Consider the following 17,583-nt stretch of genomic DNA (forward strand, 5'->3'; position numbering starts at 1 on the left):
AATAGTTAATATTGTTCTGGATGAAATTGGAATTGGTATATGCCGTAGCCCTATGCTAGGGCATAACTGTTATATTTCTATATTTGGAGATAAAACAGGAAAATTGAATTTCGTACCAATAGATAACGAACCAGCCATTTTACACCGGGTAAGTGAAGGCAATATGGATGCATTCCGGTTGCTGTTTCGTCATTATGAGGCATCATTATATACGGCTGCTTTGCATTTGCTGGGCGATCGGGTACGTGCTAAAGATGTATGTCAGGACGTTTTTCTGAAGGTATGGCTGAAACGTGAAACGCTTGTTGACATCCAGGATTTTAGTGCCTGGCTGTTTATTATTGCCCGCAACCGTATGTACGACATGGTAAAGCTAATGGGAGACAGACCTAAGCATTCGCTGGAGGCTGTTATGGAATATCCCGCTACAGATGGGAGCCCGGATGATGATGTACAGGTGCGGGAAATCCGTGCTGTATTGCAGAAGGCGATTCTCCGGCTCCCTGAAAAACAGCGTCTGGCCTATGAGCTGATAAAAATAGAAGGCCTTAGCAGGGAAGAAGCGGCTGCCAGACTCGCAGTTGCTCCTGAAACGGTCAAATCCAACCTTGATATAGCGGTTCGCAGGATCCGGGCTTATTGCCAAAAAGAATTGGACTGGGAGCTGCTCATAGCGCTTGTTGTTATTTTCCTATAAAAAATTCCCTTTGCTTACCCCCAACTTAACTGATCAACCGTCTTTCTTTAAGGAAGAGGTAGGTAGCCATTGCTGTCACTCAATCTGTATTTTAAACGATGGATGTAAAAAGGAAGGAACAATTATTGGAAAAATGCCTGAGTGGGGCCTTATCGGATGATGAGCGGAAAGCATTATTCGCCTGGTTGCAGCGTCCGGACAATGAACAGGAAGCCAGGGCATTTCTTTTACGCCTTGTTGAAGAGAATAATGGTAGTGTGCAGCTGGAGGAAGAAGATGCTGGGCAAATACTGGCGGCAATATTCGATGAGGATAAGGTACGGCTCATCCAACCAAGGAAAACGTTGTGGAGGATTGGCAGCAGATGGGCTGCTGCCGCTGTAGTTATCGTTATTATAGGTTTGGGTTGGTTTAGCTGGCATCAATCACAGCCTGATAAAGCTAAAATAACAGAACTGCCGCAGGTGGGGGATATTCCTGCACCGCAAGGCAGTCGCGCCACCATTACACTGGCAAATGGCAGCCAGGTGTTTTTAGATAGTATGCGCAACGGCCAACTGGTGCAACAAGGTACAGTAAAGCTCGTAAAGCTGGCTAATGGCCAGATCGCTTATCAAACTGCTGATGGACAGGTGGCCAGCGAATTACAATTCAATACGCTTACCAACCCGCGGGGGAGTCAGGTCATCGATATGCAATTGTCAGATGGGAGCCGTGTATGGCTGAATGCCGGTAGTGCTATTACTTATCCGGTAGCCTTTGTGGGTAACGCGCGTAGTGTAACACTGAAGGGCGAAGGGTATTTTGAAGTGGCAAAAATATCCTTTTCGGGAGAAGGCCACGCGCAGCATGATGGGGGAAAGCTGCCCTTTATTGTAGCTGCCAATGGTACTGTCACCGAAGTGCTGGGGACCCACTTTAATGTAAATGCTTATCATGATGAACTGGAGACGAAAATTACACTGTTGGAAGGAGCCGTTAGAGTATCTCCAACTCAACCAGATCAACCAACTGGTGGAGAGGCGAAGAATCATCGAACTCCCAATTTCAAGCCTCACATTTTAAAGCCTGGTGAACAGGCTGTTGTTCGCCATGAACAACTTATTGTTAACGACCGGCCGAACATAGAACAGGTAATTGCCTGGAAAAACGGGGTGTTTAATTTCGAGGACACACCGCTCGAAGAAGTGATGCGACAATTGGGGCGTTGGTATGATATTGAAGTGGTATATGAAAAGGGGGTAAACCTGCAAACGCCTTTTTTTGGTAAGATCAGTAAACAAAATACGCTTAATGATATCATCACCGCATTACAGGAATCAGATGTGCATTTCAGGATTGAAAACAAACGCCAGTTGATTGTAATGCCCTGAGCCAGCTTTTAAAACAAAGCCGGAAGTGGGTCGAAGCACTCCCGGCGAATAGTTAGCTGTGCCAAAATCGAGGATTGTAACTCTTTTTTTTAACAACCAAACCTATCCCGGCAGGTATGTCGGGGAAACAAATATATGCAAAAAAAAATGCATAACCTCCCTTTTTTTACAACCCGCGGAGGCTTAAAAAGAGAAGTGCTAAAATTCCTGTTATTGATGAAGCTGACTGTTTTGCTGATCGTTTTTTCTGTTTTTGGCGCAAATGCCATAGGCATTGCGCAGGGCATCACCCTTTCGGGTAAAGACCTTACACTCCGGCAGGTATTTAAAGCCATAGAGCAACAAACCGGGTATGTTGTATTTGGTAAAAAGGAGTTGCTGAGTAAAGCTTCGCCTGTTACGATAGCGATCAAAAACGGCAGCATAAAAGAAGTACTCGAAACAACACTGCACCATCAGTCCATACAATATCGCATTAACGATGCTACCAAAACTATTGTACTGTCCTATAAACCGGTAGCGTCCGAGCAGGCGCCTCCTTTAAGGATTCGCGTGACAGACAGCCTGGGCAATCCCCTGACAGGGGCTTCGATCTTTAATAAAACTACCGGTAAATCAGGGACGGCAGACGTTGATGGTCAGCTGAGTTTACACGTTTCCGCAGGGGATGTGATCGTTGTTACCTACATAGGCTATACTCCCCAAACTATCACAGTTAAGGAGGCTGGTACTCCAATAATGATTGTATTGAAACAAGCTGCTTCAAAACTGGACGAGATAGTTTTCAAAGGATATTATTCCACTTCCCAACGGCTCAATACCGGCTCAGTAGCGAAAGTAAGTTCGGCCGTTATTGAAAAACAACCTGTGCATAACCCACTTGGGGCTTTACAGGGAAGGGTGCCGGGATTATTTCTTACACAAACGAATGGTCTGCCGGGCTCAAATTTTACAGTGCAGATAAGAGGGGTCAATTCCCTCACCCAGGGTAAAGAGCCTTTGTATATTGTGGATGGTGTTCCTTTTCCCACCGACAACCTGGCGCAACGGGCGCATTTGAATGTGAGTCATCCGTTGAACACGATCAATAATGCGGATATTGAAAGCATTGAAATACTGAAAGATGCCGATGCAACAGCTATTTATGGTTCGCGGGGTGCGAATGGGGTTGTGCTGATTACTACGAAAAGGAGTAAAATGTCGGAGGGTACGAGGCTAGATGTAAACCTGAGTCACGGTGTAAGCTTTCTTGGGCATACGATGGATTTCATGAATACTGAACAGTATCTTGAAATGCGTAAAGAGGCGTTTGCAAACGACGGCATCACTCCTAATAATAGTAATGCATATGATCTCCTCCTTTGGCCACAGGACCGCTATGAGAATTGGAAAGATGTATTTCTGAAAAAAGCAGCGGGTACCAGTGATGCGCAGGTCCGGTTATACGGAGGCGGTAGTGCAACAAAATTCACTTTAGGACTGGGATACAGGAAGGAGGGCACCATTTCGCCGGGCGATCAAAATGTGCAGCGGGGATCCGGCGATCTGAATATTATCCATACATCTCCGTCCAATAAATTTATGGCAACAATATCTGCCAGATACTCCTCCAACGTCACCAACCTGGCTAACCAGGATTTTTTTGAGAGCATAGCCTTACCCCCCAATGCACCACCTGTTTTTAATGAAGAAGGTAAATTGAACTGGCCGGCGTCGAGTCAGCTTAGCAGTGTGAGCAAGTATGCAGCTATCTATAGGGAGTTTAAAGGAGTTACCGATAATGCGAGTTTTAATACTGTACTAAAATATACGATTGCAAAGGGACTGGATATTAAAACCAGCATTGGTTATAATTCGGTACTCTTTGACGAAGAGAATATTACCCCAATCATTAGTCAGGCACCTTACCTTAATCCATTAGGTTCCAGAAATAAAGGAATGTACAAAACAAATTCCTGGATAGGAGAGCCGCAGATTATTTATAACAGGGCGTTATGGAAAGGTACACTGGAAACGCTGTTTGGAGCCAGCTGGCAACAAAATACAACGGTATCGAATATGCTTACTATAAGTGGTATCAAAGACGATGCATTGATTTACTCTAATGCTGCCGGTACCCAGCTCTCGTCGGGTAATACTTTTAATGAATATAGATACCAGGCGTTCTTTGGAAGAATTAATTATAATTTATCCGATAAGTATATTATCAATTTATCGGGAAGGAGAGATGGGTCGTCCCGCTTTGGTCCGGGCAGGAGGTATTCAAATTTTGGAGCAGTGGGTGCCGCCTGGATATTCTCCAAAGAGCGTTTCGCAGAAAATAATTTGCGGTTCCTGAACTTTGGTAAATTGAGAGCAAGTTATGGCATCACTGGCAACGACCAGATCATTAACTATCAATTCTTAAATACCTGGTCTGGAACAACAAAGCCCTATAATGGAACAAATGGCCTTTTACCAGCGCGTTTGTTTAATCCGGATTACCGGTGGGAACTCAATAAGAAATTTGAAACAGCCATTGAATTGGGATTGTTGGATAACCGCCTGTTTTTTAATGCCGCCTATTTCCATAATAGAAGTAGCAACCAATTGATCAATTTCAACCTGCCCTCGCAAACAGGTTTTAAAACTGTGCTTAGAAATTTCCCTGCTGTTATTCAAAATGCAGGATTGGAAATGGAGTTGCGCACAACAAACGTTGCAAAAAAGAACTTTTCCTGGACAACGGGTGTCAATATTACTTTCTACAGGAATAAACTTGTTGAATTCCCGGGTCTTGAAAACACCAGTTACGCCACCCGCTATATAATAGGGCAACCCCTTTCGGTTGAGCAAGGCTACCGTTTTCTGGGTGTTAATCCTCAAACCGGCGTTTATGAGTTTGAAGATCTGAATCATGATGGTAAGTATAATTCACTGGATTATATCGTTCTTGGAAGTGCTGATCCCAAATATTATGGCGGCGTAAATAATACTATTACGTTCAAAGGTTTTCAGCTGGATTTTCTTTTTCAGTTTGTTAAGCAGTTGGGAAGTCATCCTATATACAGCCGCTCTTCCAATAATGGAGCAATAGGGAATCTTCCTGTAATGACGCTGGACAGATGGCAGCAGCCGGGAGATGTTGCCCCATATCAAATGTTTTCTACAACATCCGGCACACCTGCCTATAATGCGACTAACCTGATCTACAACTCAACGGCCAAGCTTACAGATGCCTCTTATGTACGTCTGAAAAACATCTCTCTTTATTATTCTATACCCGAGCGCTGGGGTAGAGTGCTTAAAATGAAGAAATGTAATATATACGTGCAGGCGCAAAATCTTTTGACGATAACAAATTATATAGGCAATGATCCCGAAGTGGCGAGTTATTTGAGGACGCCGCCATTGAAAGTGATAACCACTGGCTTTCAGCTTAGTTTGTAATGTTCGATAATTGAAATACAATAAATTGTTATGAAAATATTCAGATATATACTTTTTATCCTTCCATTATGTATTGTTGCTTCTTCCTGCAAAAAATACCTGGAGCTTAATGCACCAAAAGATCAATTGCTGGATAAACTGGTTTTTACTACGGATGAATCAGCCACTGCAGCGGTAGTAGGCATCTATAACCAGATGGTGGACAACCCGTATGAATTTGCTGCTGGCGCCACAACAAAATATGTTTCCCTATCGGCTGATGAACTGGATTATACTGTCAGCGACCAGGACTATGAAGAATATGAAAATAACGCTTTAATGCCGAGAAATGCTTACCTATCACTTTTGTGGTCACCTTGTTATAAATACATCTACCAAAGTTCAGCGTGTATTGCAGGTATTGAAAAATCAGGCACGATTACCGCTGGCGTTAAACAGCAGTTATTAGGAGAGGCCAAATTTCTACGGGCATTTTGTTATTTCTACCTGGTTAATTTTTTTGGGGAGGTGCCGCTTATTACCGGAACTGACTTTGAGCAGAATGCTATTCAGCCTAAAACAGCCGAGCAGAAAGTTTATGAATATATAGTGACTGACCTGAAGGATGCCAAGGCGCTTTTAAGTTCTGGTTATGTAACTGGTGAAAAGGTAAGAGCCAATAGCTGGTCAGCTGCTGCGCTGCTTGCCAGGGTATATTTATATATGCAGGATTGGGAAAAAGCGGGTATAGCGGCAAATGAGGTGATTCAATCAGGCTTGTATCTTCCATTATCACATCCTGATTCGGTTTTTCTTAAAAATAGTAAAGAGGCGATCTGGCAGCTGATGCCAACCAATTCCTCTATCAACACGCGGGAAGGAGTTGATTTTATTCCTGCTGTTTCACCATCAGCACTTCCCTTTTTTGTCATAAAGGAAGAATTGCTCGAATCATTTGAAGAAGAAGATATCCGCAGAAAATCGTGGATAGGAATTAAAACGGTTGAAGGAAAAGACTATGCGTACCCTTATAAATATAAAGTGAATCGTACCGTTGGTGAAATTAAGGAATACTATACGGTGTTTCGTTTAGCTGAGCAATATCTTATCAGGGCCGAAGCAAGGGCACACCTCGGACAGTACGATGGATCGCGTGAGGATGTTAATGCAATACGTAAGCGGGCAGGACTCTCCGGTATTACAGCTGCGGGCCAGGCAGGTTTACTGGCGGCAATTGAACGGGAGAGAAGAATTGAATTTATGTTTGAATGGGGGCATCGCTGGTTTGATCTTAAAAGAACACCTGCCATAGACGTATCTGGAAAAACGAGAGCAGATGAAGTGCTGTCACTTATTAAGCCCAACTGGCGGTCTACTGCGGTAATTTATCCTGTGCCACAGGCGGAGATCGATGCTAATCCTTTCCTGAAGCAGAGTCCCGGCTACGAATAGCACTACCCATCTGATAGCCCATATTGTTAAACTAAAAATGAAGCTCAATGAAAAAAGCATTGTTATTAATATTTTTTTTGGGTATGCTGTCTGCTGTAAAGGCGCAACTTCCTACACCTGTGCCAGTTGGTGAGACGGTTCCTGACCTCGTTTTCAAAAATATCTCTAATTATACATCTTCTTCTGCAAAACTTTCTGATTTCAAAGGCAAGCTGGTGATCCTGGATTTCTGGAGTACAGGTTGCCCTTCCTGTATTGCAGCTTTTCCGAAAATGGAAAAACTGCAAAAAACATTTGGTGAAAGCATACAGATTATTCTTGTAAATACCCATGAAACGGAAGCAAAGATCAGGGAACGGGAAGTATTGACGAAAAGAAAAATTGTTTTCCCGGATTTGCCATCAGTAACAGGGGATTCATTGCTTAGATATTATTTCCCATACATCACAGTGCCTCATCATGTATGGATCGATGCTACCGGTAAAGTGTTATCCATTACACATGGGTATAATGCGACTGTGGAGCATATAGAGGCTGCCCTTGATGGTAAAGCCCTTCATATGGCGGCGAAGGTAGATCCCAGAAATACTGATTGGGAGAATAATGGCATCGTCGCCTCTTTCAGAGGCTTGTCAGAAAAAATACAGGTTTATTCGGCCTTTATGAGACATGCACCGGAAATTCGTGGTGGAATTGGTTTGCGAAAGGATAGTGCAACGGCAAAAGTGAACAGAAGGTATTTTATTAATTATCCTGTATTGGCATTATACCAGTATGTTTTTGGGTTGAAATACGCTGGCCAGAAAGGTACGCTTGGAGAAAGCATATTCAGGGATAAGAACAGGTTTGTGGTGGAGGTAAAAGATACTGCAGTTTTCCTGCGGCCGGCTGATCGTAATCTTTGGGATGCGTGGGATGAGAAATATCTTTTCTGTTATGAGATGAAAGTGGCTCCCGAGCTTACAGATGCAATGCCTGCCTTAATGGAGAAAGATATCAACAGCTATTTGGGTGCGCTTTTTAAAGTTAACGGCAGAGTGGAAAAGCGTAAAACCAAATGTTGGGTGCTGACGACGTTTAAAGATACCAGTTTAATGGTATCTAAAGGAGAGAGGGGGGCTACTATAATTAATGATTCGATGTATAAAGTGATTAATTCATCATTTGTCTATTTTTCCAGGGTTTTAAACAGTAAATTAAGTGATACCGGCTTTCCTGTAGTGGATGAAACCGGCATCAAAGGGAATGTTGATATGCAGTTGAATTGTAATTTAAAAGACATTCCAAAACTAAAAAAAGAATTGGCCCGATATGGCATCATAATGAAAGCGGAAGAAAGAGCACTTGATATTTTAGTGCTAAGCAATATTTGAAGAAGGTCCTTGTTTCGGGGGCTTGACAATAATATTTCTCGCCGGCACCACCTGTCAGGAGGTAGCTATTTAGCGAACTTCGTACCCTATGAAAAATTGAATGCCCTCCAGTCTATGCGATTGGAGGGCATTCAATTTTCAGGAAAATAATTATTTTTGATTGCAAAATCATTTATCATTCAGGACTTTTCATCATACAGTGACATTGAACTACTTCAACTTCTTGAGCGTGGTGAGATGCGGGCTTTGGGGGAAATATACGACCGGTATCGTCAGGAGGTATATCGTTATGCCCTTACGCTGGTAAAGATCCCTGAGATTGCTGAGGACCTGGTACAGGATGTGTTTGTTAAAATATGGGAAATCAGGCAGCGGTTAGAGATCAAGCAGTCGTTCCGTAGCTATCTTTTTCGCATCTGTCATAACCGCGCTATTGATATAAACAAAGAAATCGCCTCTAAACACCACCTGGTAGACCAATTGGTATATCACTACCAGATTGCAACAGATACTGAATTGTCTTTTACCCAGGAGGAGCTGCAGCGGTATGATGAGTTGGTGGAAGAAGCACTGAGTACCCTTACCCCACAGCGCCGAAAGGTGTTTGATATGTGTAAGAAAGAAAAAAAGAGCTATGAAGAAGTAGCGCGCGAACTGGAAATCTCTCCTAATACGGTTAAGGCACATGTCTCTCAAACTCTTGCCCTGCTTCGTAAATATGTTAGCCAGCATGCAGGGATTTCGGTAATTCTTATCCTCCTGCACAAAAATTTTTAAAAAATCCTGGAAAAGCAATAGTCCTTTTTCCAGTTTTAAAGTCTTTAGACAGATTATGCAGCAATCACAGGCATATTATAAGGAGCTATTATCTGGTTTTATCCAGGAGCGCATTACCCCGGAGGAGGTAAAGGAGTTGTATGCCTGGATCCAACAGGAGCCGGACTTGTATGCAGCGTTGATGAATGAACCGGATATGCTGGTATTGTTGGAAGAAATGGCAGAAGCATCATCTGCCCACATGCAGGCGTCCACTGACCTGCGTATCCGGGAACAGCTTTTGACACTGGAAACCAGCCAGAGAGGAAACAAGGGCATTTACCGTGTAATCCGTAACTGGTGGTGGGCGGCTGCTGTTTTAGTCATCGGTATTGCGGTGGGAGTAACCATCACTTTGGGCCGGAAACAAAGTGCTGTCATCGTTGAACAACGACCAACAACGGATGTAACTGCACCTACAGCAAACCGCGCCACTATCAAAATGGCAGATGGCAGGACACTTTCATTGGATAGCCTGGCTAAAGGGGTACTAGCACAGCAAGGTGATATAAAGCTTGTGAAGCTGGAAGATGGGCAAATTGCTTATCAGGATGCTACATCCGGTAAGCTACAGGAGCATGTGTCATATAATACTTTGAATAATCCATATGGTAGCCGGGTGGTAGATGTAACGTTGTCCGATGGTTCGCGGGTGTGGCTTAATGCAGGTTCTTCCCTGACGTATCCGGTAGCCTTTGTTGGACAGGACAGGAAGGTGACGGTGAATGGAGAAGCTTATTTTGAAGTGAAGCATGATGCCAGTAAGCCGTTTTATGTTACAAAGGCAGCGCTGGATATAAAGGTATTAGGCACCCGTTTCAATGTGAACGCTTATGATGATGAACAGGATATGAAGATAACACTGTTGGAGGGGGCCGTACAGTTAACACAACATGCGCAAAGTCTGTTGCTGAAGCCAGGGCAGCAGGTAATTGCCGGGGACAATCACTTGAAAATTAACGACAAAGCGAACCTGGATGTGGTGATGGCGTGGAAAAATGGTTGGTTCAATTTTGACCAGGTGCCATTGCAGGAGGTGATGCGACAGCTGGCCCGCTGGTATGATGTGGAGGTAGAGTATCAGGGGGATATGGCTACCAGAAAATTCAGTGGTGAGATACAACGGGAGCTGAACCTTTCAGAAGTTTTGGAAGGGCTGCAGGACATAGGGCTCCATTTTACAATATCAGCCAAAAAGCTTCGAATTATGCCATAAGCGGGGGAATGCAAATTATGTGGATATGAGGTAAAATACCAAATCTATTAGGATGTAATAACAGTGGCTGACACCCCTACAGGTGGATCAGGCTGCAATCTTTTTATCTTTTTAGCACATGTTGCCGTATTCAACGGCTACTTATTGTACTGTATCTCAAACAAAAGCCAGAAATGCGTCAACATCTCTGGCCGGCGTTTGGTACAATTTTTAAAAAAGTCCACCAAGACTGCTTTTCAATTCACCAAACAATGCAAATGTATGCAATTAAAGGCTTTTTGCAACCGGACCGTTGTAAAGGACCGGTTATTCAACCAAACGCTGTTAGTTATGAAGCTAACGTTTATTTTATGTACGGTGGCTGTTTTACAAGTTGCGGCTCATGCAGCTGCTCAAACGGTCACGTTTTCCGGCAAAGATGTTTCGCTGGAAAAGATTTTTTCCGCCGTCAAAGAACAGACGGGGTACGGGGTGTTTTATGATAATGCATTGCTGAAAGACAGTAAACCGGTAACGATTGCTGCCAGGGACCTGCCATTACAGGCATTTTTAAACCAGGTGCTGCTGGAGCAAAAGCTGGATTTTTCTATCAAACGAAAAACAATCTTTATTCGACGAAAACAACCCGCTGCATTGGAACCGGTGGAATCCGCTATCAAGGATACAACTATTGCGGTATCTGGGCGGGTGATTGCTGCAGACAGCAGGGGACCATTACCAGGTGCAACTGTAAAAGCGAAAAATACGCATATTGGCACGACTACAGATGCGGACGGTAACTTTTTCCTGGAGCTACATTCAGCGGCTACCAGTATTGTGGTGACCTTTCTGGGCTATGAGCAAAAAGAGATCGCAGTTGCTAGTAATCAGGGTGGCCATCTTATCATTGCGTTACAGCCTCTTTCTACCGCTTTAAATACCATTGATGTTGTATCCACAGGATTTCAGTCTATTCCTAAGGAACGTGCAACAGGTTCGTTTGCTACTGTTGGCAACAGATTGTTTAACCAGCAGGTGACCACTAATATCCTCGAGCGTTTGCCTGCCATTGCAAATGGGGTAACTGTTGATAAGGGAACATTAGCAGGCAATGAGCAAATAATGATACGGGGATTGAGTACTATCAAGGGCCCCAAAGCCCCCTTGATAGTGGTAGATAATTTCCCGTACGAAGGAGATATCAATAATATTAACCCTAATATAGTAGAGAATATCACACTGCTGAAAGATGCTGCGGCTGCCAGTATCTGGGGTGCGCGGGCAGCGAACGGCGTAGTAGTCATTACAACAAAAAAAGGGCAGTTCGGTCAAGCGCTGGGGGTTGATTTTACCGCCAATGTTACCGTTGCTGGTAAGCCTGATTTAGGTTATATACGACAGATGAGCGCTGCTGATTTCATTGACATGGAACAGGGACGTTTTACGCGTGGCTTTTATGACGCAGATCTTAAGTCAACCAGCTATCCTGTTATTTCCCCCGTTGTGGCCTTGCTGGACAAAGAGAGAAATGGACTTGTTACCGGAGAAGAAGTGACGCGGGAGCTTAACAGGCTAAAGTCAATAGACGTACGTGATCAGTACCGCCGTTATATGTATACGCCAATGGTGAACCAGCAGTACTTCCTGAACTTATATGGCGGTACAGATAATTATTCCTGGATCTCCAGTATTGGCTATGATAATAATACCGGTAACCTGGCGGAAAAGTATCAAAGACTAAACTTTCGTTTTGAAAATACATATCGCCCGATAAAAAGGCTGTCTGTTACCACTGGCATTTACTATACACAGTCTGCTACCCGGAGCGGACGGAGCGGGTATGGCACTATCAGCATGAAGGGAAACAGTACGGTACCTTATATGGAGCTGGCAGATGAAAATGGTAATCCGGCCGTACTACCCTATAACATTAATCAGGCCTATAAAGATACGGCAGGTAACGGGCGGCTGCAGGACTGGAATTATTATCCCCTTACCGATTGGGAACATAATATCAGCAAAAATAATAGCTCAGATATATTGGCCACCGCAGCGGTTGGATATACGATCATAAACGGATTGTCGGCCAATCTGCGTTACCAGTATCAACGGCAAATGACTAGCTCAGAAGGGTTGTTTGATGAACAAAGCATCTATGCACGTGATTTTGCAAACAGGTATGCGCAATACCAGCCAGATGGGAGCATTAAGTTTAACGTACCTAAAGGCGCAGTATTGGACCGGTTTCATTCACTGTTGCAGGCCAGTAACTTTCGCGGACAACTAAGTTATAGCCGCAAATGGGCAAAACACAGTGTAGATGGGATCGCAGGATTTGAGGCAAGATCTTCCAATAACAGGTACGATCAAAACCGGTTTTATGGTTTTAATACCAATAATCTTTCTTTTGCAAGTATTGATTATGCCACGCCAGTTCCAACGTTTATTGGTGGTGGCGCCGGTTATATACAGAACGGCCAGTTCATATCTGACCGTACCACACGATTTGCCTCCCTTTTTGCAAATGCGGCCTATACTTATAACAATAAGTACACGATATCTGCCAGTGTTCGTAAGGATGCCAGCAATCTGTTTGGCTTAAATACCAACGATCAGTGGAACCCTTTCTATTCTACCGGTTTCGCCTGGGACATTTCCAGGGAGAAGTTTTATGCGGTGGATGCTCTTCCCTATCTGAGATTAAGGGCTACCTATGGATTTAATGGTAATATTAATCCTGCCATGGTGGCGGTCAGCACCATCAAGTATTCGAGCATTAAATCCGAATTTACCGGGACCTCAACGGCTACTTTTAATAACTACTACAACCCTGAGCTAAAGTGGGAAACCATAGGAATGTTTAACCTGGGGCTGGATTTTGCCTCCCGCAATCAACGGATTTCAGGTGCAATAGAATATTTCAGTAAAAAAGGGATACGGATGTTTGGCGTTGCCCCGATTGACTATACTACTGGTATTCCTACCTCAACGGTAATGAACGTAGCTAATATGACCGGAAAAGGTATGGATATAGAACTGAAAACACTGAATATTGACCGGGCCTTTAAATGGAGCACTATCTTGAATCTGAGTCTGTACCGGGACAAAGTAACAAAGTATTACCTCTCCAGCACGTCGGGATATACATTTATAGGAACTCCGGGACAGGCAGTCCCTATTGCCGGACTGGAAGGCAGGCCGGTTTATTCGATCTTCGCATATAAATGGGCTGGGCTTGACCCCGAAACCGGTGATCCGCAAGGGTACATTGATAACAAACCCAGCAAAGACTATGTGAATCTTACCTCCGGTAATAAAAAAATAGAAGACCTGCAATTTTTCGGCTCTGCTATCCCTACCACGTATGGCTCTTTTATTAACTCGTTTTCCTATAAAAGATTCAGCCTCAATCTCAGCCTGATGTACAAGTTCGGCTACTGGTTCAGAAGAACTTCTATAGATTATAGCTCCCTTTTCTCAAACTGGAGAGGCCATAGTGATTATAGTAAGCGATGGCAACAACCAGGAGATGAACTGTATACCAATGTGCCTTCCAATTTATATAAGGCGAACAGTTCCAGGGATGCCTTTTATAATGGCTCCAGTGCATTGGTGGAGAAAGGAGATCATATCCGTTTACAATATATTAACCTGGACTACGAATTTGGAAGGGACCAATGGAAAGGGCTTCCTTTCCAGCATCTCCACTTATATTTTAATGTAAACAATATTGGTGTTGTCTGGAAAGCTAATAAAAGTAGCATTGACCCCGATTATAACCTGGGCGGTAATACGTTGGTACCACGGGCGAGCTATACGTTTGGATTTAAGGCTAAAATTTAATGCTATTACCATGATCAGATATAATTTTCTCCGCATACTGTTTTTATTAATGGCCCTGCATTTGTGCAGCTGTAAAAAGTATCTCGATGAAAAATCAGACAAACAACTTGCGACACCTGAAACAGTGGATGACTTCCAGGCGCTGATGGATGCCTACTATCCTGTAATTGGAGAGTTTACCTGTAGTGGGGAGGTTAGTGCCGATGATTATACGATCGCTGATGCAGATTATAACAACCTGGATGCTGATGCGGACAAGCGATTATACACGTGGCAGCCAGATTACGTATCTGAAAGCGGCTCTTTCGGGAACGACTGGAATAAATGTTATAAGGCTATTTATGTTTCCAATGCTGTATTGCATGATCTGGAAGCAAAGAAAATGCCGGGTACAGATTATATCCGGGGGCAGGCATTGCATTGGCGTGCTGCGCGATACCTGGATGCACTTCAGGTGTGGGCACCTGCCTACAGCAGTACCACCGCAGCTACTGATTTAGGGCTGCCGCTTCGCCTGGATCCGGATATGAATATTCCCTCCAAACGGGCTACGGTACAGCAAACTTACGATCAGGTGATAAAAGACCTGAGGGAAGCGATCCCTCTGCTGCGGGTGCGGGAAATTGGGGTTGGCCGGCCTACAAAATGGGCTGCTTATGGCTTGCTTGCAAGAGCTTATCTGTTTATGGGTAATTATGAACTGGCGCTGCAGCAGGTGTTGGAAAGCCTGGCGTTGAATGATGGTCTGATGGATTTCAATAATCTGAACCCCGGAGATGCCTATCCGATAAAACGTACCAATATCGAAATAGGCTTTTTAGCCACTATGCGTATAGCCGATCATCTCTATTCGGACAGGCCTAAAATAGCGCCGGCATTTTATAATTCCTATGATGACAATGATCTCCGGAAAACATTGTTCTTCAAGACAGGTGTTGGTGGTGATATTATGTTCAGGGGGAATTATTATGATCAGCGCGGTATTTATATAACGGGGATAACAACTGATGAAATGTATTTAATGGCTGCGGAGTGTTATGCACGGCAAAACGAGGTGGCCAAGGCAATGGATATATTGAATAAACTGTTAAAGACCCGGTGGAAAGCCGGTATGTATTCCAACCTGACTGCTGCCAGTAAAGAAAAGGCGTTGGATATTATCCTGAAAGAAAGAAGAAAAGAATTATTGTTCCGTGGCCTGCGCTGGCCGGATCTGAAGCGTTTGAACCGGGATGGTGCCAATATTACGCTTAGCAGGACGGTGGAAGGACAAACCTATACACTGCCTCCCAACGACCCACGCTACGCTATAGCCATTCCTGAGGATATTATTGATCTTACCGGGATGCCGCAGAATAAACGGTAGCCGGAAGCGTAAAAAATTTAATACAACCACTTAAGTAAAGTCATGAAAAAATTGTTTTTGTATTTATATGCCAGTTTGGCAATGCATGTTGCGATGTCGCAAACTATTGAAGGAAAGTTTGAGGGTAGTGTGAGTACTGATAAAATCTTTTTATATCAGTACCCGGATATAATGGGCTATGATAGCCAGGGTATGAAGATTGATTCGGCAGAGATTGTTAATGGGCAGTTTCATTTTGATTTCAAGCCGGGGCCCTTACCGGGATATGCGAAGTTGATACAGATGAAGGAGAAGGAAGGGGGGAAAGGAAAAATCTACTACGGTGAAACACGCTTTTTCCTGACGAATGATTCCATTATTATCCTCACAGGTGATTCTCTTAAGAATGTAAGGATTTTTAACTCTCCTGTCAACTATGAATATGTGGTATTACAGGAGATGGTACAGCCCGCGACGCAAAAAATAATTGCGAATGAGCGCAGTATCAGGGAAGAGGCTATGATGGTTCCTCAGGCCATCCGGGAATCCCGCGATTATCAGAAATTCAATCGTATGCGCCAGCAGCAGGCAGAAAAGGAGCGTATGGCTGCATACGAATACTTTATTCAAAACTATCCATATTCCTGGATCAGTTTATATGCCTTGCGTTTGAGGCTGGGGCAGGGAGGGCAGAACATTATCTCTCCCGAAGTGGTCCGGCTTTATAATGGGCTTGGCAAAATGCTGAAGCAATCGGAGCCGGGAAGTGCAATAGGCAAACGTATTGCCGCAAAAAGCAGGGTACAGATAGGTGCAAAAGCGCCGGTATTTCAATTGAATGACACCAGTGGGAGAGCTGTAAGCCTGGCAGATTACCGGGGGAAATATGTATTGCTGGAATTCTGGAGCACCAATTGCGGCGGTTGTCGTGCAGAAGCACCACATCTGAAAAGTGCATTTGAAAAATATCATAAAAAAGGGTTCGATATCCTGAGTGTGTCATTGAATGATGAACGCTATAAGTATAGCGGCAGAAAGGAATGGCTGGAGGCGATACGGGAAGATGGCACAGGCAAATGGCGCCATGTAAGTGACCTGAAAGGCTGGAAGTCGGCACCAGCGCTGTTATATGATATCGAATCCATACCGCAGAATTACCTGATAGATCCTGATGGGAAGATTATTTCGGAGAATCTCCGGGGGGCTGATTTGCACGGTAAGCTGGCAGATTTATTCTGATAATCATCCCCGGTTATTGAAAAAGGGAGCAATACTACAAGGTATTGTTCCCTTTTTTGTGAAGGATTACGAAGTTAATATGGCGGAACTCAACCCATGTATGCCAGCATTGGCTATTTAATTAGTTTTTTCCTATATATCCTGCAATAACGTTTACCCTTTTTTATTCCTGGTTCTTTTTCATACATTGGGGGCGATTGTCAACTGAATTTGTATAAATGAATACTGCTGCAGCGCATGCAAGAACAACGAGATACGGGGGAGCATCTGTTAAAAAAACTGCGGAAAGGGGATAAGGCTGCCTTTGAAATATTTTACCATCAGGAATATATTACGGTGCTTTATACGGCACAGCGTTTTGTTGCTGATATTCAGGCAGCGGAGGATCTTACTACAGAAGTCTTTCTCAAGCTATGGGAGCGGTTGAGTAATTTCGATAGCCTCCCGGCTATGCGCTCTTTTTTATTTGTAAGCATTAAAAACGCCTGTCTGAATTATTTGCGCTCAGAGAAGCGCGCCAGCGCTCAATATCAGGAGCTCAGTTACTTGCTGGAGCAGGATAGCAGTGAGGGGATTGCTAATCAGCAGCTAATGGCAGCCATTTACCGCTATTTATATGAAGAGATTGAGAAATTACCGCCCCAACTGAAAAGGGTGTTTAAAATGGCCTACATAGGAGGCTTGTCTAATGAAGCGATTGCCGCCGAACTGGGCATCAACAACCAATCTGTCCGCAACGACAAATCCCGTGCATTAAAGCAGTTACGCCTGGCTTCTGAAAGCTGGGATCTTTTCGGGCTGCTACTTTTATGCCTTAAAATAAAATCCCTTTAATTTTTTTG

General features: G+C 43.9%; 11 protein-coding genes. All 11 read left to right on the forward strand.

Annotation, left to right across the window (positions count from 1 at the left end):
- Positions 1 to 103 precede the first annotated feature (103 nt).
- The 11 genes from ABR189_RS23400 to ABR189_RS23450 all read left to right on the forward strand — a co-directional run bounded on the left by ABR189_RS23400 (position 104) and on the right by ABR189_RS23450 (position 17,575).
- Positions 104 to 697 carry an RNA polymerase sigma factor gene (locus ABR189_RS23400; RefSeq protein ID WP_354662917.1) on the forward strand — a complete coding sequence of 198 codons (594 nt, stop codon included), beginning with the start codon at positions 104 to 106 and terminating at the stop codon, positions 695 to 697.
- A gap of 98 nt (positions 698 to 795) precedes the next feature.
- Positions 796 to 2,070 carry a FecR family protein gene (locus ABR189_RS23405; RefSeq protein ID WP_354662918.1) on the forward strand — a complete coding sequence of 425 codons (1,275 nt, stop codon included), beginning with the start codon at positions 796 to 798 and terminating at the stop codon, positions 2,068 to 2,070.
- Between the two features lie 216 nt (positions 2,071 to 2,286).
- Entirely contained in the window at positions 2,287 to 5,499 is a 3,213-nt protein-coding gene (locus ABR189_RS23410) for a SusC/RagA family TonB-linked outer membrane protein (RefSeq protein WP_354662919.1), read from the forward strand.
- A 30-nt stretch (positions 5,500 to 5,529) separates the two neighbouring features.
- The gene (locus tag ABR189_RS23415) at positions 5,530 to 6,930 is read left to right on the forward strand and encodes a RagB/SusD family nutrient uptake outer membrane protein (RefSeq protein WP_354662920.1); all 1,401 of its coding nucleotides are present in this window, start codon (positions 5,530 to 5,532) and stop codon (positions 6,928 to 6,930) included.
- 47 nt (positions 6,931 to 6,977) lie between these two features.
- A complete protein-coding gene (locus ABR189_RS23420) occupies positions 6,978 to 8,303 on the forward strand; it encodes a TlpA family protein disulfide reductase (RefSeq protein WP_354662921.1) in 1,326 nt (441 codons plus the stop codon).
- A gap of 156 nt (positions 8,304 to 8,459) precedes the next feature.
- Complete coding sequence (locus ABR189_RS23425; RefSeq protein ID WP_354662922.1) at positions 8,460 to 9,080, forward strand: RNA polymerase sigma factor; 621 nt, start codon at positions 8,460 to 8,462, stop codon at positions 9,078 to 9,080.
- 55 nt (positions 9,081 to 9,135) lie between these two features.
- On the forward strand, positions 9,136 to 10,335 hold the full coding sequence (locus tag ABR189_RS23430) for a FecR family protein (RefSeq protein ID WP_354662923.1): 1,200 nt from the start codon (positions 9,136 to 9,138) through the stop codon (positions 10,333 to 10,335).
- A 330-nt stretch (positions 10,336 to 10,665) separates the two neighbouring features.
- Entirely contained in the window at positions 10,666 to 14,157 is a 3,492-nt protein-coding gene (locus tag ABR189_RS23435; protein WP_354662924.1) for a SusC/RagA family TonB-linked outer membrane protein, read from the forward strand.
- A 10-nt stretch (positions 14,158 to 14,167) separates the two neighbouring features.
- Positions 14,168 to 15,523 carry a RagB/SusD family nutrient uptake outer membrane protein gene (locus ABR189_RS23440; RefSeq protein ID WP_354662925.1) on the forward strand — a complete coding sequence of 452 codons (1,356 nt, stop codon included), beginning with the start codon at positions 14,168 to 14,170 and terminating at the stop codon, positions 15,521 to 15,523.
- Positions 15,524 to 15,565: 42 nt separating this feature from the next.
- Entirely contained in the window at positions 15,566 to 16,741 is a 1,176-nt protein-coding gene (locus ABR189_RS23445; RefSeq protein WP_354662926.1) for a redoxin domain-containing protein, read from the forward strand.
- Between the two features lie 237 nt (positions 16,742 to 16,978).
- A complete protein-coding gene (locus ABR189_RS23450; RefSeq protein WP_354662927.1) occupies positions 16,979 to 17,575 on the forward strand; it encodes an RNA polymerase sigma factor in 597 nt (198 codons plus the stop codon).
- The last annotated feature ends 8 nt before the right edge of the window (positions 17,576 to 17,583 follow it).

The sequence above is a fragment of the Chitinophaga sp. H8 genome, from assembly GCF_040567655.1.
GTDB classification, from domain to species: Bacteria; Bacteroidota; Bacteroidia; order Chitinophagales; family Chitinophagaceae; genus Chitinophaga; species Chitinophaga defluvii.